The sequence below is a fragment of the Streptomyces sp. NBC_00203 genome, from assembly GCF_045206325.1.
GTDB classification, from domain to species: domain Bacteria; phylum Actinomycetota; class Actinomycetes; order Streptomycetales; family Streptomycetaceae; genus Streptomyces; species Streptomyces lutosisoli.
Window position 1 is genome coordinate 2,460,750 of sequence record NZ_CP108126.1, and the last position, 18,864, is coordinate 2,479,613.

The window sequence follows — 18,864 nt, forward strand, 5'->3', positions numbered from 1 at the left end:
GCCTCATCCCTTCACCGCCCCCGCGCTGAAGCCGGTGATCAGCCACTTCTGAATGAAGGCGAAGACGATGACGACGGGGACGGCGGCGATGATGCCGCCCGCGGCCAGCGCGCCCAGGTCGACGCTGTCGGAGCTCATCAGGGTGTTGAGGCCGACCGGGATGGTCTGCTTGCTCTGGTCGCTGAGGAACATCAGGGCGAACAGGAAGTGGTTCCAGGCGTGCACGAAGGCGAAGGAGCCGACGGCGATCAACCCGGGCCGCAGCAACGGGAGTACGACGATCCGGAAGCCGTTGAAGCGGTTGCAGCCGTCGACCCAGGCGGCCTCCTCCAGCGAGGGCGGCACGTTCCTGATGAACCCGCTGATGAGGATCATCGACAGCGGCAGCTGGAAGACCGTCTCGGCGAGGACGACACTCGCGAGCGAGTTGATCATCTGGAGCTTGGCGAAGATCTGGAAGAGCGGGACCAGGAGCAGCGCCCCCGGCACGAACTGCGAGCAGAGCAGCGCCAGCATGAAGCCGCGCTTGATCTTGAAGTCGAAGCGGGCGAGAGCGTAGCCGCCGGCGAGCGCCACGACAGTCGTCATCACCAGTGTGGCGACGGCGATGAGCACGCTGTTCTGGAAGTAGATCCCGAAGCTGCGCTCGTTCCACACCTTGTCGAAGTGCTCGAAGGTCATGGGCCAGGGCACGAGCGAGGTCGAACCGGCCGGGCGCAGCGCGAAGAGGAGGATCCAGTAGAAGGGGATCAGGGTGAAGAGCAGGTAGATGCCGAGGGGCACGTAGATCTGCCAGCGCGGGACCTCGTCCCAGGCGCGGTGCCGCTTCCCCGCGGGGCGCATCGGGACGGCGATGCCCGCGCCGGACTCCGGGGTGCCCGGCACGACGACCGTGCGGGTGTTGGACTGGGCGTCCTCGGTGATCACTTGTCCCCGCCTCCGAACTTGCTCAGTCGCAGGTAGACGATCGAGCAGAACAGCAGAATCACGAACGCGACCGTGGTCAGGGCCGACGCGTAGCCGAAGTTGTGCGCGTCGACGCTGGTGTTGGCGATGTAGAGCGGGAGGGTCGTCGTCTCGCCCGCGGGACCACCGCCCGTCAGCGTGTAGAGCAGGTCGACGTTGTTGAACTCCCACACCGCGCGCAGCAGCGTGGACAGGACGATGGCGTCCTTCAGGTGCGGCAGCGTGATGTGCAGGAACTGCCGGAAGCGGCTGGCGCCATCGACCTCGGCGGCCTCGTACAGATCCTTGGACACGGACTGGAGATCGGCGAGGATCAGGATCGCGAAGAAGGGGACACCGCGCCACAGGTCGGCGACCACGGCCGCCGGGAAGACGGTGGAGGTGTCCGACAGCCAGCTCGTTCCGTACTGCCCGATGCCCGCGTCGGCGAGGTAACGCGTAATGCCTGTCTGGGAGTTGTAGAGCAGCACCCAGATCGCGGAGGTCAGCACACCGGAGACGGCCCATGGCGAGAAGACCAGCGCGCGGCCGACGGCCCGCCCCACGAAGGTCTGGTTGACGATCAGCGCCAGCGCCAGACCGAACAGCAGCTGGAGGCCCACCTCGACGATGACCCACTTGGCGCTGAAGGTCAGCGTGTCCCAGAACTGGGGGTCGGCGGTGAAGGCGTGCGTGAAGTTGTCGAAGCCCGCGAAACCGTTGCGCCACGGCTTGGTCGGGTTGAAGTTCTGCAGGCTGTAGTAGAAGACGCTGATGACGGGGTAGGCGATGAAGCCCAGCATCAGCAGCGCCGCCGGGGCGATCAGCAGATACGGGAGCCTGCGCGGGGTCGCGGAGGCACGGCGTCGCCGGGGTGGCGCGGGCGGTTTCGCCACGGCTGCGGCTTGGGCCATGACTGTTCTCCGTTTCTCGGGCGTTCTCGTGCGTTCATGCGTTCATGCGTTCGCATGGTGAAGCGCTTCGCATACGTTGTTCGATATCTCGGCCAAAGAGAGTGCGGCCGAGGGTGGATCAGCCCGCGTACGGGTCCTGCACCGTGCCCGGCCTGGCCAGGAACTCGAAGTCGCAGCCGGTGTCCGCCTGGGTGATCTGCTCGTTGTAGAGCGCGCCGTAGCCGCGCTCGTAACGGACGGGCGGCGGCGTCCACTCCGCCCGCCTGCGCTCCAGCTCCGCGTCGTCCACGTTGAGCTGAAGCGACCGTGCCTCGACGTCGAGGGTGATCGTGTCCCCGGTCCGCACCAGCGCGAGCGGCCCGCCGATGTACGACTCGGGCGCCACGTGCAGCACGCACGCGCCGTAACTCGTGCCGCTCATCCGGGCATCGGAGATCCGCACCATGTCCCGTACGCCCTGCTTCAGCAGATGGTCGGGGATGGGCAGCATCCCGTACTCGGGCATGCCCGGACCGCCCTTGGGCCCGGCGTTGCGCAGCACCAGCACGCTGTCCGCCGTGATCCCGAGTGACGGGTCGTTGATGGTCCGCTGCATGGTCTTGTAGTCGTCGAAGACGACCGCGGGACCCGTGTGCTTGAGCAGCTGCGGCTCGGCGGCGATGTGCTTGATGACCGCGCCGTCCGGGCAGAGGTTGCCGCGCAGGACGGCGACTCCTCCCTCGGCCGCCACCGGGTTCTCCCGTGTGCGGATGACGTCGTCGTTGTGGACTCGCGCACTCGCCAGCTGCTCGCGCAGGCTGTCGTGCGACACCGTCGGCCGGTCCAGGTGCAGCAGATCGGTGATCCGCGACAGGAACCCGGGCAGGCCGCCGGCGAAGTGGAAGTCCTCCATCAGGTACGTCTGGCCGCCGGGCCGGACGTTCGCGAGCACAGGGACCGTGCGGGCGATGCGGTCGAAGTCGTCGAGGGTGAGGCGGACGCCCGCCCGGCCGGCCATCGCGATCAGGTGGATCACGGCGTTGGTGGAGCCGCCGAGGCCGAGGACGGTCGTCACCGCGTCCTCGAAGGCGTCGGCGGTGAGGATGGCGGAGAGCCTGCGGTCCTTGTGGACTTGTTCAACGATCCTCATGCCGGATGCCGCGGCCATCCGATCGTGCCCGGAGTCCACGGCGGGGATGCTGGACGCGCCCGGGACGGTCACACCGAGCGCCTCGGCGGCCGCCGTCAGCGTGGACGCCGTACCCATGGTCATGCAGTGACCGGGCGAGCGGGCGAGACCGCTCTCCAGCTCGGTCATCTCGCAGTCCCCGATGAGCCCGGCGCGCTTGTCGTCCCAGTACTTCCACATGTCGGTGCCGGAGCCGAGGACCTCGTTGCGCCAGTGGCCCGGCAGCATGGGCCCGGCGGGCACGAAGACCGCCGGCAGGTCGACGGAGGCGGCGCCCATGAGCAGGGCAGGCGTGGACTTGTCGCAGCCGCCCATCAGCACGGCCCCGTCGACGGGATAGGACCGCAGCAGCTCCTCGGTCTCCATCGCGAGCATGTTGCGGTAGAGCATCGGGGTCGGCTTCTGGAAGGTCTCGCTCAGCGTGGAGACCGGGAATTCGAGCGGGAAACCCCCGGCCTGCCACACCCCCCGCTTCACGGCCTGCGCACGGTCGCGCAGATGCACATGACAGGGGTTGATGTCGCTCCACGTGTTGAGGATCGCGATGACCGGCTTGCCCAGGTGCTCCTCGGGCAGATAGCCGAGCTGCCGGGTGCGGGCCCGGTGACTGAAGGAGCGCAGACCCGACGAGACGCCGCTGCCGTACCACTGGTGGCTTCTGAGGTCCTCGGGCCGTCTGCGCTGCTCGTCGTGGCTGTTCATATGGACCATCCGGCGGCTATCGCGGCGACCTCGGCGCGCTCGCTCTCGGGCAGCGGCTTGCTCGGCGGGCGGACGTCACGGCGGCACAGCCCGAGCGAGGCCAGGGCCTCCTTGACCACGGTGACGTTGTTCGCGGAGGCGTTGGCCGCGCGCAGCTCCTCGAAGCGGCGGATCTGTTCCCAGACCTTCATGGCGGCCGGGTAGTCGCCGGATCGAAGCGCTTCGATCATGTTCAGCGAAACGGACGGGGCGACGTTCACGAGCCCCGAGGTGAAGCCCGTGGCACCGGCCGAGAAGTACGAGGGCGCGTACGGCTCGGCGAGCCCGGCCACCCACACGAACCGCTCAAGGCCCGCGTCCCGGGCGAAGGCGGCGAAGCGCGCGGCGTCCGGAACGGCGTACTTCACCCCGATGACGTTCGGGCACACATCGGCGAGTTCGGCGAGCCGTGCCCCCGCGAGCAGCGGATTGCGGATGTAGGGAACGACGCCCAGTTCGGGCACGGACTCGGCGATGGCCCGGTGGTAGTCGACCCAGCCGCCCTCCGACACATACGGATGCACGGGCTGATGGACCATCACCATCTGCGCACCGAGCGCGCGAGCGTGCCGCGCCGAGGCGACGGCGGTCGGCACGTCATGTCCGACACCGACGAGAACGACCGCCCGGTCCCCGGTCTCCTCGATGGTCAACTCGGTGACGAGCTGGCGCTCTTCGGGCGTCAGGGCGTAGAACTCACCGGTGTTGCCGTTCGGCGTGAGGGTCTTCACCCCGCCGTCGAGCAGCCGACGCAGCAGGGCCCGGTGGGTGTCGCGGTCGATCGTGCCGTCCTCCGCGAACGGAGTCACGGGGATCGCCACGACCTCGGCGAGCGCCGCCCGCTGGGTCTCGTACGTCGCTGTCATTCCTGTTCATCCTCTTCCTGGCCCTGGGGGAAGGCCCGTTGCACGAACGACGCGATATGGGCGTGCAGCGCGCCGGCCGCGCCATCGGCGTCACCGTCGAGGGCGAGCCGCAGGATCTCCCGGTGCTCGTTCGCCTCGCGCTCCCAGGACGGGTCGGCGGCCCAGGCGACCGCCGAGACCAGGGCGGCCTGGTCGCGTACTTCGTCGAGCATCCGGCCGAGCAGCGGGTTGCCGCAGGACACGTACAGGGCGCGGTGGAACTCCCGGTTGGCCAGGGAGCGTTCGGCGGTGTCGGCGGCGTCGTCGGCACGCGTCAGCGCGTCACGCGCGGCGGCGAGCGACGCCTCGCGCCGTACGGTCCGCCGCAGCGCCTCCGGTTCGAGGAGCAGCCGCACGTCGTACACCTCGCGCGCCATGTCTGCGTCCACCATGCGCACCGTGACGCCCTTGTACTGGTTCATCACGACGAGCCCGGTACCGGCCAGGGTCTTGAGCGCCTCGCGCACGGGCGTCTTGGACACCCCGAACTGTGCGGCGAGCTCGGTCTCGACCAGAGCCTGTCCCGGGGTCAACTGCCCGGTGAGGATGCGGTGTTTGATCCCCTCCAGCACGAACTGCGTGCGGGACGGGATCGGGGTGGGCACAGAGGTCATGCGCGCCTCTCGGATCTCACGTGTCGGATGGCGGGCTTCCGATCGCGTGTATCGGATCTCGCATATCGCGTCTCATATATGACGTACGAAGTACGACGGGTTGAAGGTAGGAGCGCGCCCGTGTTTCGTCAACGCTTCTGACAAAAGAAGTTGGAGTGACCGGCGAGCCGGCCCTCGGTGTCGGAGGCTGTGTCAGAGGCTCGCGATGTCGCCCTCACGGGCGGTGGAGGTCCGGCCGCCGAAGACAACGGCGGCGCGCTCGGTGGCGGACTCCGGGGTGAGCGTCGGCCCCACATGGGTGACCAGCAACTCACCTACGCCGGCCTCCTTGGCCACGCTCCCGGCATCCTCGGGCGTGAGATGTACCTGGCGTTCGCTTCCGCGATGCCGGTCGATGTCGGCCTCACAGAGGAACAGGTCGGCGCCGGCGGCGAGTTCGGTGAGCGCCGAGCAGGGCCCGCTGTCTCCCGAGTACGCGAGGACACTCCCGTCGCACTCGGCCCGCAGCCCGTACGCCTCGATGTCGTGCACAACGGCACGCGTACGAAGCCGCAGTTCACCCACACGCGTGTCATGCCCGTCGCACAAGGGCCGGAGGTCGAAGACCCCGCCCAGGAACCCGGGATCCCGCTGCCCGAAGAACCCGGCGAGCCGCTGCCCGAGCTCGGGCGGCCCGTACACGGGAAGGGGTGCGGAGGGGGTGAGCCCGCCGTACGCCAGCCCGTACACGGCGGAGAGGAGGTCGGCACAGTGATCCGCGTGCAGATGCGAGATCCAGATCGCGTCCAGCCGCACCGGATCCGTATGCCTCTGCAATTCGGCGAAGCTCCCGGGCCCGGCGTCGACCCACACCTCGGCGCCCCCGCCGCGCAGCAGATAGCCGGAGCAGGGACGGCCGGGTCCCGGGTGGGGGGAGGCGGTGCCGAGGACGGTGAGGGCGAGAGACATGCGGGGAGCGTACGGAACGGCAGCACGGCGGGCTCCCCTTTTTCCGGCACTCCAGGGACGCTTTCCGGTACTCCAGGGGCGCTGCGGCTCCCGGCATGTCGCGTGCGCCGCCACTCCGCCGGCTCCTCAGATGTCCGCGTACGCCACGGCTCGGCGACTTCTCGGGCGCCTGTATGTGCCGGTGCCCTACGGCGTCCCCGGTGTCCGTATGCACGGATGCCGTACTGCTCCCCCGGTGTCCGTAACGTGCCGACGCCCTACGGCTTCCAGCCGGGGTCGCGGCCGCTGAGCCCGATCACCCGGTCGAGCAGCGGTGCGTCGTCCGGCACCGGTACCACGGGCCCGAAGAGGCCCCCGTCCCTGCTCGGCTCCTCGGCCGCGGCGGCGAGGAGCCCATGCGACGCCTGAAGGGCAGCGGCATCGGGCTCGTACTCCTGGCCGGTGGCCCGGGCGAGATCCCACCCGTGCACCACCAGCTCGTCGGCGGCGACGGCGGCCGCCACCACACCCGGCAGGGGGACCCCGCCCGCCCGGGTCTCACCCGTCCAGGCGGCCGGGTCGCGCCAGGCCTCGGCGAGCTCGTCGAGCGCCTTGGGCAGGGCCTCGCGCCAGCCGGGCTCGATGTCGGGCACGAAGGAGCCCGGGCTGGTGGCCGTCGTAGGGCCCAGGTCCTTGCGAGCGGCGTCGCGGAAGGCGATGACCAGCCCGGCCACATGCCCGAGCATGTTGTGCACCGCGAGCCCCGGACAGGGGGTCACGCCGTCGAGCTGCTCCTCGGTCACGCCCTGCGCGAGGCGCGCCACGATCAGGGCCTGCGGTCCGAGGTCGAAAGTCTGGCCGGTCATCAAGGTCTCCTCTGTACTCAGCCTCGTGTCCACTCGCGTCCACTGATGGGGTAGACCGAGGCGGCGCCCAAAACTCATCGCTTCCGCACTCATCGTTTGCGCACTCATCGCTTGCGCCACGATGAGGCGCCGTCGCGTCCGTCGGGAATGGTTGCAGCAGCACACAGTGACATCCATCACGTCGACTTCCCGTATCAACGCGGTTCGGTAGTACATGGCGCCTGGGCGATATAGCCAGACTTGCCATCCCGAATCAGACATACGGCGCACATGATCCAATGAGATGCATCTCGCCCGGCTGTTTCACCCCGCCCGCCGGGCACAGGGGGGCTTCTGACGGAGCGCCAGACCCTGTCGCGCGCCGGTGAGCCGCGTCAGCACACCCGTGCGCCCGATTCAAGGCCGTTCGTGGACTACGAGGCCGGGTAGTAGTAGCGCTCGTTGCCGCTCACTCACTCAGGTTTTAACAATGACGGCCCCAGAAGGCGTCACCGCAGCTCAGGCACAGCGTCCATGCCGAGCCGGCCCACCGGAGGCGCACCCGCGACGACGGAGCGAGGTCCCCATGAAGCACCGCAGGAAGACGCGCCACCGGCAGATAACCATCGCTGCTGTCGTGGTGAGCGCGCTGGCGCTACCGACCGCCGCCATGGCCTGTATGAACCATCAGGGCAGCCAGGGTGCCGAGTCGTACGGCGGCCAGTGGCAGAACTGGAGGAACACGTCCTCGCAGGAGCGGTGGAAGAACGGCGAGTGGACGTCGCGGCCCTCGGCATCCGCTTCGGCTTCGGCTTCGCAGACAGCCACCACGCCCGCCACGACAGCACCCACCGCGTCCAAGACCCCCGCCCGGAAGGCAACCGCGGCACCCACCGCAACCGCCTCGAAGACGGCCACGGCACCCAAGGCGTCCTCGGCCGCCCCTGCCACGGCGGCCCCGGCAGCCTCCAGCGCCGTGGCTCGCATCGTGGCCCTGGTCAACAGCGAGCGCAGCAAGGTCGGCTGCTCTCCGCTGACCTTGAACGCGAAGCTCTCGAAGGCCGCCCAGGCGCACAGCGTGGACATGGCGAGCCACCAGAACATGTCGCACACGGGCTCCGACGGTTCGGATCCGGGCACACGGATCACGCGTGCCGGCTACATCTGGAGTTCCTACGGCGAGAACGTCGCGTACGGATACTCGACCCCCGAGCAGGTCATGGCGGGCTGGATGTCCAGCCCCGGCCACAAGCGCAACATCCTGGACTGCGGTTACAAGGAGATCGGCGTCGGCCTCGCGCAGCCCGGCAGCTACTGGACGCAGGACTTCGGCACGGCCCGCTGACGGCTCACACCGACCTCCGTCCCCGTCACGACGTACCTGCCCCTGATCCGGGCCCGAAGGCTCCAGGCACCCCCACCTGGAGCCCTCGGCCCCGGCTCAGGGGCCAGCGACGGTTTCCGCCAGGCCGGGTAAGGCACATGCCCGATCCCCCGGAAGCCGCCTTAGAACCACGATCACCTGCCATGACATGGACGGTGGCGCGTGTTCTCAGTGACCGCAACGCGGGGTTGTACCTGACCGGAGTCGTGGTCTCCGGTTTCGGATCGTCGGCGATGTGGCTGGTGTCGGGCGTCTGGGTCAAGGACCTGACGGGCTCGAACGGCCTGGCGGCCCTCTGCGTCTTCGCGCTCTGGGCCCCCACACTCATCGGCCCTCTCCTCGGCACTCTGGCGGACCGCACCCGCCGCCGCCCACTCCTGATCACCACGAACCTGGCCCTGGCCGCGCTCCTCCTCACCCTCTTCGCCGTGGACACCCCGGACCGCCTGTGGATCCTCTTCACGGTGCTTCTCCTCTACGGCGCGGCAGGCGTCGTCCAGGACGCGGCGGAGTCGGCGCTGCTGGCCGCAGCGGTCGACAAGACCCTCCTCGGCGACTTCAATGGCCTGCGCATGACGGCCAACGAGGGCATGAAGCTGTTGGCTCCCCTCGCCGGGGCGGGGCTGTACGCGGCGTACGGCGGTGCGCGGGTCGCGCTGCTGGACTCGGTGACGTTCGCGCTGGCGGCGAGCGTGTGCGCGCTGCTGCAAGTCCAGGAGCCCCCACCCCCCGAAGCCACCCCCACCAGCTGGCGAACCCGCACGGCCGAGGGCGCCCGCTTCGTCTGGCACCACCCCCGCCTCCGCCCCCTGGTCCTGGCCGGCGGTACGACCATGCTCTTCGCGGGCCTCAACGGCGCGACGATCTACGCCGTGGCCGAGGGCCTGGGTCACTCCCCCGCCTACGTGGGTCTCCTCTACGTCGTCCAGGGCGCCGGCTCGGTGGCGATCGGCCTGGTCTGCGGCCCCCTCCTGCGCCGGCTGGGCGAACGCCGTTTCGCCGGGTACGGGATCGCTCTCACGGCCGCCGCGGTGGCGCTTCGCTCGATCCCGTACGACCCCCTGGCCCTTGCCTCCTGTGCGGCCGTGGGTGTCGGTCTCCCCTGCGTTCTGATCGCGACGTACACCGCGGTCCAGCGGGAGACTCCGGCCCACCTCCTGGGCCGTACCACCGCCACCGCGAACACCCTCCTCTACGCCCCCAACGCCCTCGGCCTGGCCGCCGGCGCCGCTCTGGTCGAACTGATCGACTACCGCCTCCTCTTGGCCACCCTGGGCCTCACCCGCCTCCTCACCCTGCCCCCTCTACTCCGCGACACCCCCTCCGCACCACCGCCCTAAAAGCACTTCCTCGCCCCCGCCGCCCCTACCCGTCCCATCCCGTTCCTGGGGGCTGCGCCCCCAGACCCCCCTGAAAGATTGCGCCGTTCCCCGCGCCCCTGAAGAGATTCGTCTGCGGGACGGTGGGGGCTGGTCGCGCAGTTCCCCGCGCCCCTAAAAACACGACCCCAGGAACCGTTCGACGCACGGCACCGCCCATCCCCAGCCGACACCCGCCCGCAGCCGGCGACACACGACGGCCCCACCCACCCTCACCCGGTACGACGGCGCACCCGCAGTCGGCGACGCACCGAAGGGGCCGTGCCGGTACGTCCAGCCCGTCGCTTACGTGGTTATGGGCAAGTTCATGCTGTGGAAGCAGGCAGTAATGCCCACCGGCGACGGGCTGGACGTACCGGCACGGCCCCGACACAACACCGAACCGCACCGCACCTCACCCCAGCGCCGCCCCCACAGCCCGCAGATCCCCATCAGACGCCAACCCGGCGTGATACAGCCGAAGTTCCGTCGCGCCCAGCGAAGCCGCACGCTCCGCGTCCGCGGCGAGCGCGCCCGGCCGGCCCCCCATCCCCGACACCACGGTGAAGTTGGCGGCCAGCACGCTGCCCTCCCGCGCCACCTCCGCGAAGGGAGTCAACAACCCGGCACCACCGGTGCACGGCACGACCACCCCATCCGCCACGGACAGGATGTGCCCGGGGTCGACCCCGGCGTTCGCACCGCAGTGGTACGACACCGGATCCGCGTGCAGCAGCACCTGGAACCCGTCCGGCGCAGCCGCCCGTACCGCCGAGACCGCCGCCTCCTGGAGCGTACGCGCCACCCCGTCACGCCACACACGCGTAGCCCCCGCGGCCCCCGCCCCGAGCAGCTTCTCGACCCCCGCCCACCCACCGTCCGACGGCGCCCCCCGCCACACCGGCTCCAGAGCCCCCCGCACGGCGGCCGCCAACTCCCGCCCGTCAAGCCCCTGTTCCGCGTAACCGTCGAGGCACACCGCACAGAAGCACAGCGACATCAGGTACTGCCCGGCATCCCCGAGCCCCACCCCGCCGATCTTGTCGTGCGCGTGCAGATGCGCCAGCCCGTACCACCCCAGCGACTCCAGCTCCGTACCACGAGCCCCCGGCCGCACCGCCGCCTCCGCCGCGAGGTCGACCAGATAGTCCCGCGTCCCGGGCTGCGCGATGCACGGCGCCCAGGGATAGCGGTCCCCGTACGCGTTGACCACGGAAGTGGACGGATACTCGGCCCCCATACGGGAGTTGTGCGCGAGAACCACCCAGGTGTGGACCTCGAGCCCGGCATCGGCAAGCTCCGCGGCAGCGGCCCCGTAGGCGTCGCCCTCGGCCCAGCTCCCCGCCGCGTACGGCCTGATCCGGCGCCCCTCCCACCGCGACTCGTCCACGGGGTAGAGCACGGCCGCATGCTCGGCGGTGACGATCCGATGCCGAGGGTGCCGAGGCGTCAACGCCCGCGTCGAGTGGTACGCGGACGCGAGCGTCACCTGCCGTATCCCGAGCCCGGCGATCCGCGAGGCGGCTTCCGGATCCCCGTTGACATCCCACGGGTACAAGAACGCGGACGTCTTCACACACCCTCCTCAAGCAACGCGTACCCACGCTCGATCAACTGGGCGAGCTGTTTGACATGGTCCTCGGCCGGCTCGTGCAACGGCGGCCGTACCTCGCCCACGTCCAGCCCCCGCAACCGCACCCCGGCCTTGACGAGCGAGACGGCGTACCCACGCCCCTGCGCCCGCAGATCGACGAACGGCCGGTAGAAGCCGTCGAGCAGCCGGTTCACCACATCGTCGTCCCCGGCGTTGAGCGCCGCGTGAAAGGCCAGCGCGATCTCCGGAGCGAAGCAGAACACGGCGGACGAGTACAGCGTGATCCCGATGCCCCGGTACGCGAGCCCGGTCAGCTCCGCCGTCGGCAGCCCGTTGAAGTACAGGAAGTCCCCGGGGACCTCACTCCGCACCGCGCTCACGATCCGCTGCATCAGATCAAGGTCGCCCACCCCGTCCTTGAACCCGATGATTCCCTCGCTCCGGGCCAGTTCGACCACGGTCTCGGGCGTGAACACGGCGTTGTCGCGCTGATAGACGATGACGTCCAGCGAGGTGGCCGCGGCGACCTCCCGGTAGTGCCGCAGCAGCCCCTCCTGTCCGGCCACGACGAGATACGGCGGCATGGCGAGCAGCCCGTCGGCCCCGGCACCCTCCGCGAGCCGCGCGTACCGCACGGCGAGCGCGGTCCCGTACCCCGCCCCCGCGACGACCGGCACCCGCCCCGCCGCCGCCTCCACGGCCACCCGCACACACGCCTCGAACTCCTCGGGCGTGAGCGCGTGGAACTCACCGGTGCCGCAGCACGCGAAGACGGCCGCGGCGCCCGCCTCGACTCCGCGCCGCACATGCTCCCGGTAGACGTCGAGGTCGACGGAGCCGTCGGGGCCGTACGCGGTGACAGGGAAGAACAACGGCCCGCTGGGGATACTCAGTCGAGCGGCGAGAGGGGCTGAGGTCACGGGCTCTCCCTAAAACGGTGCTCAGCGGTGCACGTTTCTGATCCACGTCTATATTTCTGAACGCGACCACGCTAAGACGCGACCTTGGGGCCGGTCAAGCACGCAAACTCGCAACACGGCAGCGGATTCACCACCTCCGCGCGACACTTGACGCGGCAGGTCACCGCTCCTTAGCGTGTCCATGGATGTGAATGCCGTACATGAATACGGCCACTACGGCCACCCGACGCGGCACGACATGGCACATCGCCCCGCACCGAGGAGAGACACCCGCATGCCCGCTCCCCGCACCGTTCTGCTCACCGGCGCCGCCGGCGGACTCGGCACCCTGATGCGGGGGCTGCTGCCGGAGTACGGCTACGAGCTGCGCCTCCTCGACCTGCTGCCCATCGAGGGCGAGCCGGACGCGATCACCGCGGACCTCTCCGACAAGGCGGCGCTGCGCGAAGCGGTACGGGGCGTCGACGCGATCATCCACCTCGCGGGCATCTCCCTGGAAGCCTCCTTCGACAAGATCGTCAAGGCGAACATCGAGGGGACGTACAACCTGTACGAGGCCGCGCGCGAGGAAGGCGTACGACGGATCGTCTTCGCCTCCTCCAACCACGCGGTGGGCTTCACCCCGCGCCCGCGGGGAGAGGCTCCCTTCGACGACAGCGCACTGATCCCCATCGACACCCCGCACCGCCCGGACACCTTCTACGGCCTGTCCAAGTCCTTCGGCGAGGACCTGGCCCAGTTCTACTGGGACAAGCACGGCCTGGAGACGGTCTCGGTCCGCATCGGCTCCTGCTTCGCGGAGCCCACCAGCGTGCGCATGCTCTCGGTCTGGATGAGCCCGGAGGACGGCGCGCGCCTCTTCCACGCGGCGCTGACCGCCGAGGACGTACGGCACACGGTCGTCTACGGCTCGTCCGCCAACACCCGCCTGTGGTGGGACCTCTCGACCGCGCGGGCGCTGGGCTACGAGCCGCGGGACGACTCCGAGCCGTACGCCGAGAAGCTCATCGCCGAGCAGGGCGAGCTCGACCCCGACAACCCGGACCACGCCCACCTGGGCGGCCACTTCACCACGCACCCGCCGATCTGGCCGTACTGACAGCGCGGCGAGAACCGGAAATCACGGCGGGCGGGCACCGAACGGGCCCGCCCGCTTCCGTGTTCGGGCACGGAACCTGCCCGATCCCACCTCTCCCTCCGCTCCGCCCCAGGTCCGCTGCGGGCACCCGCACCGCGAAACGGTCGCAGCCGGGCACCATCGGGCACGCAACAGGCCTGGTCAGTGGCCGATACCCGCTGTAGAACTTCCCTCAAGGGCCGCACAGGGCCCGAACGGGCAGTGCGCGACGGAGCGCGAGGGAGCAGGTGACGGCCATGACGGCGATGACGGCGGAGGAACGGCAGCGCGAGATCGTCCGGGCCGCGCGCCGCACGGGCTCGGTCGACGTCACCGCGCTCGCCGCCGAGCTGGGCGTCGCGAAGGAGACCGTACGGCGCGATCTGCGCACCCTGGAGGACCACGGTCTGGTGCGCCGCACGCACGGCGGCGCCTATCCCGTGGAGAGCGCCGGCTTCGAGACGACGCTCGCCTTCCGCACCACGAGCCATGTGCCCGAGAAGCGCCGGATCGCCGCCGCGGCCGCCGAGCTGCTCGGGGACGCCGAGACGGTCTTCGTCGACGAGGGGTTCACTCCCCAGCTCATCGCCGAGGCACTGCCCAGGGACCGCCCGCTGACCGTGGTCACCGCGTCCCTGGCCACGGCGGGCGCGCTCGCCGAGGCCGAGAACACCAGCGTCCTGCTGCTCGGCGGCCGGGTCCGCCCCGGCACGCTCGCGACCGTGGACCACTGGACGACGAAGATGCTCGCCGGCTTCGTCATCGACCTGGCGTACATCGGCGCCAACGGAATCTCCCGCGAACACGGCCTCACCACCCCCGACCCGGCGGTCAGCGAGGTCAAGGCACAGGCGATCCGGGCCTCCCGGCGCACGGTCTTCGCGGGCGTGCACACCAAGTTCGGCGCGGTCAGCTTCTGCCGTTTCGCCGACATCAGCTCCCTGGAGGCGATCGTCACGAGCACGCTGCTCCCGGCGTCCGAGGCACATCGCTACTCGCTCCAGGGCCCACAGGTCATCCGAGTCTGAAAACCCAACCGACCACTTCCATAGCGTCCGGAAACCCAACAGCGTCCGGAAACCCAACTCACGTACTCCGTAGGGCACCCCCATGCCCCAACACACCCCTCTTTCTCCCCATACGTCCAGGAGTGATCCATGCGAACCCCGAGCCGACGGAGGCCGCGCGCACTGCTCGCCGCGGCCGCCGCAGGGACGCTGCTCACCCCGCTGCTCTCCGGATGCTGGACCGGAGCAGGCGGCGCGGGCTCCGGAGGCAACTCCATCAACGTCCTGATGGTCAACAACCCCCAGATGGTGGAGTTGCAGAAGCTCACCAAGGCCCACTTCACCAAAGAGACCGGCATCAAGGTGAACTTCACCGTCCTGCCGGAGAACGACGTCCGCGACAAGATCAGCCAGGACTTCGCCAACCAGGCGGGCCAGTACGACGTCGCCACACTGTCCAACTACGAGATACCGATCTACGCCAGGAACGGCTGGCTGCACGAGATGGACTCGTACGTACGCCAGGACAGCGGGTACGACGAGCAGGACATCCTCACCCCCATGCGGCAGTCCCTGACGGCCGACGACGGGAAGCTCTACGGGCAGCCCTTCTACGGCGAATCATCCTTCCTGATGTACCGCAAGGACGTGTTCGCCAAGAAGGGCCTGACGATGCCCGCGCATCCCACCTGGGAGCAGGTGGGAGAGCTCGCCGCCGAGGTCGACGGCGCCGAGTCCGACATGCGGGGCATCTGCCTGCGCGGCCTGCCCGGCTGGGGCGAACTCATGGCACCGCTCACCACCGTCGTGAACACCTTCGGCGGCACCTGGTTCGACAAGAACTGGAAGGCGCGCCTGGACTCCCCCGAGTTTGAAAAGGCGACGAAGTTCTACGTAGACCTCGTGCGGGGGCACGGCGAGTCCGGCGCCGCCCAGTCCGGCTTCGCCGAGTGCCTCAACAACATGACGCAGGGCAAGACAGCCATGTGGTACGACGCCACCTCCGCCGCGGGCCTGCTGGAGGCGGCCGACTCCCCGGTCAAGGGCAAGCTCGGCTACGTACCCGCGCCGGTCGAGAAGACCAAGTCCTCCGGCTGGCTCTACACCTGGGCCTGGGGCCTGCAGAAGGCCTCCCACAACTCGGACAAGGCCTGGAAGTTCATCTCCTGGGCCTCCAGCAAGCAGTACGAGCAGCTGGTCGGGGACACGACCGGCTGGTCCAACGTCCCGGCCGGCAAGCGCGCCTCGACGTACACGAACGCCGCCTACCGCAAGGAGGCCGCGGCCTTCCAGGACATGACCCGCGAGGCCATCGAGGGAGCCCGGCCCCGCGACCCGGGGGTACAGCCGCGACCCGCGCCCGGCATCCAGTTCGTCGGCATCCCCGAGTTCACCGATCTCGGCACCAAGGTCTCGCAGGAGATCAGCGCGGCCATCGCCGGACGTCAGTCCGTCGACTCGGCCCTGAGGAAGTCCCAGAAACTCGCCGAGAAGATCTCCAAGGAGTACGAGGGACGATGACCGCAGCGACGACAGCCCCGATGGCCACCACATCGGTACGCGCCACCCGCAGGCCTTCCGGCCGACTGCGCGGCTGGGCCACCCGCGCCCCGCTCCTCCCGGCCCTGATCTTCATGATCGCCGTGACCCAGCTCCCCTTCGTGGCCACGCTGGTGATCTCCTTCTTCGACTGGAACGCCCTCTACCCGAACGCCCGCCACTTCACGGGCCTCGGCAACTACTCGGACGTACTCACCGACGCGGACCTGCGCCACTCGGTCTGGACGACGATCCTGCTGACCGTGACCGTCGTCCTGGTCAGCCTGATCCTGGGCCTGGGTCTGGCCCTGCTCCTGGACCGGAAGTTCCGCGGCCGGGGCATTGTCCGCACCCTCCTCATCGCCCCCTTCCTGGTGGTCCCGGTGGCGGCGGCGCTGCTCTGGAAGCATGTGCTCTACAACCCCGAATACGGCCTGCTCAATGGGTTGTTGCACTACGTGGGCGGACCACAGCCCGACTGGATCTCGAACACCCCGCTGCTCGCGGTCGAGGCCTCCCTGGTCTGGCAGTGGACGCCCTTCATGATGCTGATCCTGCTCGCCGGACTACAGAGCCGCTCCCACGAACAGATCGAGGCGGCCCGGGTGGACGGCGCGAGCGACTGGCAGGTCTTCCGCCACCTGACCCTCCCCCACCTGCGCCGCTACCTGGAACTGGGCGCGCTCCTGGGATCGATCTACATCGTCCAGAACTTCGACGCGGTCTTCACCCTCACGTCCGGCGGCCTGGGCACGGCGAACCTCCCCTACACCGTCTACCAGAGCTTCTACCAGGCCCACGAGAACGGCCTCGCCTCGGCCGCGGGCGTCCTGGTCGTCATCGGCTCGATCATCATCGCGACCTTCGCGCTCCGCGTCGTGTCGTCCCTGTTCCGCGAGGAGGTGTCCCGCGCATGAGCGACATCGCCGTACGCGTCCGTGCCCGCCGAGAAAGCCGGGGAAGCCGAGCAAGCGGGGGAAGCCGGGGCAGGAGCCTCGGCCTGGTGGCCTGGCTGGCCGGGATCGTCTTCTTCCTGCCCATCGCCTGGATGGCCCTGACGTCGTTCCACTCGGAGTCGGACGCGGCGACCAACCCGCCGTCCTTCGGCGCCGCCCTCACCCTGGACGGCTACCGGGAGTTCTTCGGCACGGGAGGCGGAGCGAGCCCCTGGCCCGCGCTGATCAACTCGACGGTGGCGTCGACGGTCTCGACGATCTGCGTCCTCCTCCTGGCCTTCCCGGCGGCGTACGCGCTCTCGATCCGCCCGGTGAAGAAGTGGACGGACGTCCTGTTCTTCTTCCTGTCGACGAAGATGCTGCCGGTGGTAGCGGGGCTTCTCCCGATCTACCTCTTCGCGAAGAACACGCACATGCTGGACAACATCTGGCTCCTGGTCATCCTCTACACCTCCATGAACCTGCCGATCGCGGTGTGGATGATGCAGTCGTTCCTCGCCGAGGTCCCGGTGGCGGTGATCGAGGCGGCCCAGATAGACGGCGCGAGGCTCCCCACGATCCTCGCCCGCGTGGTCGCCCCCATAGCCCTGCCGGGCATCGCCGCCACGGCCCTGATCTGCTTCATCTTCAGCTGGAACGAACTCCTCTTCGCCCGCGTGCTGACGGGTGTCGCCGCCGAAACGGCCCCCGTCTTCCTGACCGGTTTCATCACCAGCCAGGGCCTGTTCCTGGCGAAGGTGTGCGCCGCGTCGCTCGTCATCTCCCTGCCGGTGCTCGCCGCGGGGTTCGCCGCCCAGGACAAGCTGGTCCAGGGCCTCTCCCTGGGAGCCGTGAAATGAAGGCCGCAGTCATCGAGTCCGCCGGTCGAGCGGTCGTGGCCGAGGTCCCGGACCCGACGCCGGGCCCCCGCGAGGTCGTCGTCGAGGTCGCCGCCTGCGGCCTCTGCGGCACCGATCTGCACATCCTCCAGGGCGAGTTCGCACCCAAGCTGCCGATCGTCCCGGGGCACGAGTTCGCGGGCGAGGTGGTCGGGGTGGGCACCCAGGTCACGGAGGTCTCGGTCGGCGATCGAGTAGCGGTGGACCCGTCCCTCTACTGCTACGAGTGCCGCTACTGCCGTACGGGTCACAACAACCTCTGCGAACGGTGGGCGGCGATCGGCGTGACGACGGCGGGCGGCGCGGCCCAGTACGCCGTCGCCCCCGTGGCCAACTGCGTGAAACTCCCCGAGCACGTACGCACCCAGGACGCGGCCCTGGTCGAACCGCTGTCCTGCGCGGTCCGAGGCTACGACGTCCTCCGGTCCCGGCTCGGCGCCCACGTCCTGATCTACGGCTCCGGAACGATGGGACTGATGATGCTGGAGCTCGCCAAGCGCACGGGAGCCGCGAGCGTGGACATGGTCGACGTGAACCCGCAGCGCCTGGCGACGGCGCGGCTGCTGGGCGTCTCCGGCTCGGCCGTGAGCCCCGACGAGCTGGACCGTCCCCAGGGCTGGGACGTGGTCGTCGACGCGACGGGCAACGCGGCGGCGATCCAGGACGGCCTGGGGCGTGTCGCCAAGGCCGGCACCTTCCTCCAGTTCGGCGTGGCCGACTACGCGACGCGGGTGACGATCGACCCGTACCGCATCTACAACCAGGAGATCACCATCACCGGTTCCATGGCCGTCCTCCACAGCTTCGAACGCGCGGCGGAGCTCTTCGCCACGGGTGTTCTGGACCCCTCCATCTTCATCAGCGACCGCCTCCCCCTGACGAGCTATCCCCAGGCACTGGAACAGTTCGCATCGGGCGTGGGCCGCAAGATAGTCGTGGTGCCGTAAGCCTTTGTCGCCCCCGCCGCCCCTACCCGTCCCTTCCCTGGGGGCTCCGCCCCCAGACCCCCTGGGTTGTGTGTCGGCTGCGGGTGGGTGGGGGTTGCTCGCGCA

At 69.5% G+C, this 18,864-nt stretch carries 18 protein-coding genes; 8 read left to right on the forward strand and 10 right to left on the reverse strand.

Going from position 1 to position 18,864, the window contains the following annotated elements:
- Positions 1-3: 3 nt before the first annotated feature.
- The 8 genes from OG975_RS11345 to OG975_RS11380 all read right to left on the reverse strand — a co-directional run bounded on the left by OG975_RS11345 (position 4) and on the right by OG975_RS11380 (position 8,046).
- Positions 4-843 carry a carbohydrate ABC transporter permease gene (locus tag OG975_RS11345; RefSeq protein ID WP_406336238.1) on the reverse strand — a complete coding sequence of 280 codons (840 nt, stop codon included), beginning with the start codon at positions 841-843 and terminating at the stop codon, positions 4-6.
- An 80-nt stretch (positions 844-923) separates the two neighbouring features.
- Entirely contained in the window at positions 924-1,859 is a 936-nt protein-coding gene (locus OG975_RS11350) for a carbohydrate ABC transporter permease (protein ID WP_406328998.1), read from the reverse strand.
- 118 nt (positions 1,860-1,977) lie between these two features.
- Positions 1,978-3,729: an L-arabinonate dehydratase gene (gene araD, locus OG975_RS11355; protein WP_406328999.1), complete on the reverse strand. Its 1,752-nt coding sequence runs from the start codon at positions 3,727-3,729 to the stop codon at positions 1,978-1,980.
- Complete coding sequence (locus tag OG975_RS11360) at positions 3,726-4,634, reverse strand: dihydrodipicolinate synthase family protein (RefSeq protein ID WP_327427788.1); 909 nt, start codon at positions 4,632-4,634, stop codon at positions 3,726-3,728. Before OG975_RS11360 ends, araD begins: the two co-directional genes overlap by 4 nt.
- A complete protein-coding gene (locus OG975_RS11365; protein WP_406329000.1) occupies positions 4,631-5,287 on the reverse strand; it encodes a GntR family transcriptional regulator in 657 nt (218 codons plus the stop codon). The genes OG975_RS11360 and OG975_RS11365 overlap by 4 nt, the downstream gene beginning before the upstream one ends.
- Before the next feature lie 192 nt (positions 5,288-5,479).
- A complete protein-coding gene (locus OG975_RS11370) occupies positions 5,480-6,235 on the reverse strand; it encodes an MBL fold metallo-hydrolase (RefSeq protein ID WP_406329001.1) in 756 nt (251 codons plus the stop codon).
- A gap of 257 nt (positions 6,236-6,492) precedes the next feature.
- Positions 6,493-7,080, reverse strand: coding sequence for a TIGR03086 family metal-binding protein (locus tag OG975_RS11375; RefSeq protein WP_406329002.1), 588 nt, complete (start codon positions 7,078-7,080; stop codon positions 6,493-6,495).
- A gap of 666 nt (positions 7,081-7,746) precedes the next feature.
- A complete protein-coding gene (locus tag OG975_RS11380) occupies positions 7,747-8,046 on the reverse strand; it encodes a hypothetical protein (RefSeq protein ID WP_406329003.1) in 300 nt (99 codons plus the stop codon).
- Here OG975_RS11380 and OG975_RS11385 point away from each other — a divergent pair.
- Both OG975_RS11385 and OG975_RS11390 read left to right on the forward strand, forming a co-directional pair.
- Positions 8,036-8,404, forward strand: a complete 369-nt coding sequence (locus OG975_RS11385) for a CAP domain-containing protein (RefSeq protein ID WP_406329004.1) — start codon at positions 8,036-8,038, stop codon at positions 8,402-8,404. The genes OG975_RS11380 and OG975_RS11385 overlap by 11 nt on opposite strands.
- A 182-nt stretch (positions 8,405-8,586) precedes the next feature.
- Positions 8,587-9,783 (forward strand): MFS transporter, encoded by a 1,197-nt coding sequence (locus OG975_RS11390; RefSeq protein WP_406329005.1) that lies wholly within the window; start codon positions 8,587-8,589, stop codon positions 9,781-9,783.
- Positions 9,784-10,216: 433 nt separating this feature from the next.
- On the opposite strand, the gene OG975_RS11395 is transcribed toward OG975_RS11390, so the two are convergent.
- The gene (locus OG975_RS11395; protein ID WP_406329006.1) at positions 10,217-11,377 is read right to left on the reverse strand and encodes a hypothetical protein; all 1,161 of its coding nucleotides are present in this window, start codon (positions 11,375-11,377) and stop codon (positions 10,217-10,219) included.
- Complete coding sequence (locus OG975_RS11400; protein ID WP_406329007.1) at positions 11,374-12,315, reverse strand: 5-dehydro-4-deoxyglucarate dehydratase; 942 nt, start codon at positions 12,313-12,315, stop codon at positions 11,374-11,376. The genes OG975_RS11395 and OG975_RS11400 overlap by 4 nt, the downstream gene beginning before the upstream one ends.
- A gap of 274 nt (positions 12,316-12,589) precedes the next feature.
- Here OG975_RS11400 and OG975_RS11405 point away from each other — a divergent pair, with 274 nt between their 5' ends.
- The 6 genes from OG975_RS11405 to OG975_RS11430 all read left to right on the forward strand — a co-directional run bounded on the left by OG975_RS11405 (position 12,590) and on the right by OG975_RS11430 (position 18,759).
- On the forward strand, positions 12,590-13,414 hold the full coding sequence (locus tag OG975_RS11405) for an NAD-dependent epimerase/dehydratase family protein (protein WP_406329008.1): 825 nt from the start codon (positions 12,590-12,592) through the stop codon (positions 13,412-13,414).
- Positions 13,415-13,689: 275 nt separating this feature from the next.
- On the forward strand, positions 13,690-14,460 hold the full coding sequence (locus tag OG975_RS11410; protein WP_406329009.1) for a DeoR/GlpR family DNA-binding transcription regulator: 771 nt from the start codon (positions 13,690-13,692) through the stop codon (positions 14,458-14,460).
- Positions 14,461-14,589: 129 nt separating this feature from the next.
- Positions 14,590-15,960 carry an ABC transporter substrate-binding protein gene (locus OG975_RS11415; RefSeq protein WP_406329010.1) on the forward strand — a complete coding sequence of 457 codons (1,371 nt, stop codon included), beginning with the start codon at positions 14,590-14,592 and terminating at the stop codon, positions 15,958-15,960.
- Positions 15,957-16,895, forward strand: coding sequence for a carbohydrate ABC transporter permease (locus OG975_RS11420; RefSeq protein ID WP_406329011.1), 939 nt, complete (start codon positions 15,957-15,959; stop codon positions 16,893-16,895). Before OG975_RS11415 ends, OG975_RS11420 begins: the two co-directional genes overlap by 4 nt.
- A complete protein-coding gene (locus tag OG975_RS11425) occupies positions 16,892-17,773 on the forward strand; it encodes a carbohydrate ABC transporter permease (protein ID WP_406329012.1) in 882 nt (293 codons plus the stop codon). Before OG975_RS11420 ends, OG975_RS11425 begins: the two co-directional genes overlap by 4 nt.
- Positions 17,770-18,759 carry a zinc-dependent alcohol dehydrogenase family protein gene (locus OG975_RS11430; protein ID WP_406329013.1) on the forward strand — a complete coding sequence of 330 codons (990 nt, stop codon included), beginning with the start codon at positions 17,770-17,772 and terminating at the stop codon, positions 18,757-18,759. The genes OG975_RS11425 and OG975_RS11430 overlap by 4 nt, the downstream gene beginning before the upstream one ends.
- The last annotated feature ends 105 nt before the right edge of the window (positions 18,760-18,864 follow it).

What these genes read in the sequence shown, in the direction of transcription:
- OG975_RS11345 (WP_406336238.1), bottom strand. Translation starts at nt 843, where the DNA reads ATGCGCCCCGCGGGGAAGCGGCACCGCGCCTGGGACGAGGTCCCGCGC.
- OG975_RS11350 (WP_406328998.1), bottom strand. Translation starts at nt 1,859, where the DNA reads ATGGCCCAAGCCGCAGCCGTGGCGAAACCGCCCGCGCCACCCCGGCGA.
- araD (WP_406328999.1), bottom strand. Translation starts at nt 3,729, where the DNA reads ATGAACAGCCACGACGAGCAGCGCAGACGGCCCGAGGACCTCAGAAGC.
- OG975_RS11360 (WP_327427788.1), bottom strand. Translation starts at nt 4,634, where the DNA reads ATGACAGCGACGTACGAGACCCAGCGGGCGGCGCTCGCCGAGGTCGTG.
- OG975_RS11365 (WP_406329000.1), bottom strand. Translation starts at nt 5,287, where the DNA reads ATGACCTCTGTGCCCACCCCGATCCCGTCCCGCACGCAGTTCGTGCTG.
- OG975_RS11370 (WP_406329001.1), bottom strand. Translation starts at nt 6,235, where the DNA reads ATGTCTCTCGCCCTCACCGTCCTCGGCACCGCCTCCCCCCACCCGGGA.
- OG975_RS11375 (WP_406329002.1), bottom strand. Translation starts at nt 7,080, where the DNA reads ATGACCGGCCAGACTTTCGACCTCGGACCGCAGGCCCTGATCGTGGCG.
- OG975_RS11380 (WP_406329003.1), bottom strand. Translation starts at nt 8,046, where the DNA reads ATGCGAGCCACGGCGCTGGAGGCTGCCGGGGCCGCCGTGGCAGGGGCG.
- OG975_RS11390 (WP_406329005.1), top strand. Translation starts at nt 8,587, where the DNA reads ATGACATGGACGGTGGCGCGTGTTCTCAGTGACCGCAACGCGGGGTTG.
- OG975_RS11405 (WP_406329008.1), top strand. Translation starts at nt 12,590, where the DNA reads ATGCCCGCTCCCCGCACCGTTCTGCTCACCGGCGCCGCCGGCGGACTC.
- OG975_RS11410 (WP_406329009.1), top strand. Translation starts at nt 13,690, where the DNA reads ATGACGGCGATGACGGCGGAGGAACGGCAGCGCGAGATCGTCCGGGCC.
- OG975_RS11415 (WP_406329010.1), top strand. Translation starts at nt 14,590, where the DNA reads ATGCGAACCCCGAGCCGACGGAGGCCGCGCGCACTGCTCGCCGCGGCC.
- OG975_RS11420 (WP_406329011.1), top strand. Translation starts at nt 15,957, where the DNA reads ATGACCGCAGCGACGACAGCCCCGATGGCCACCACATCGGTACGCGCC.
- OG975_RS11425 (WP_406329012.1), top strand. Translation starts at nt 16,892, where the DNA reads ATGAGCGACATCGCCGTACGCGTCCGTGCCCGCCGAGAAAGCCGGGGA.
- OG975_RS11430 (WP_406329013.1), top strand. Translation starts at nt 17,770, where the DNA reads ATGAAGGCCGCAGTCATCGAGTCCGCCGGTCGAGCGGTCGTGGCCGAG.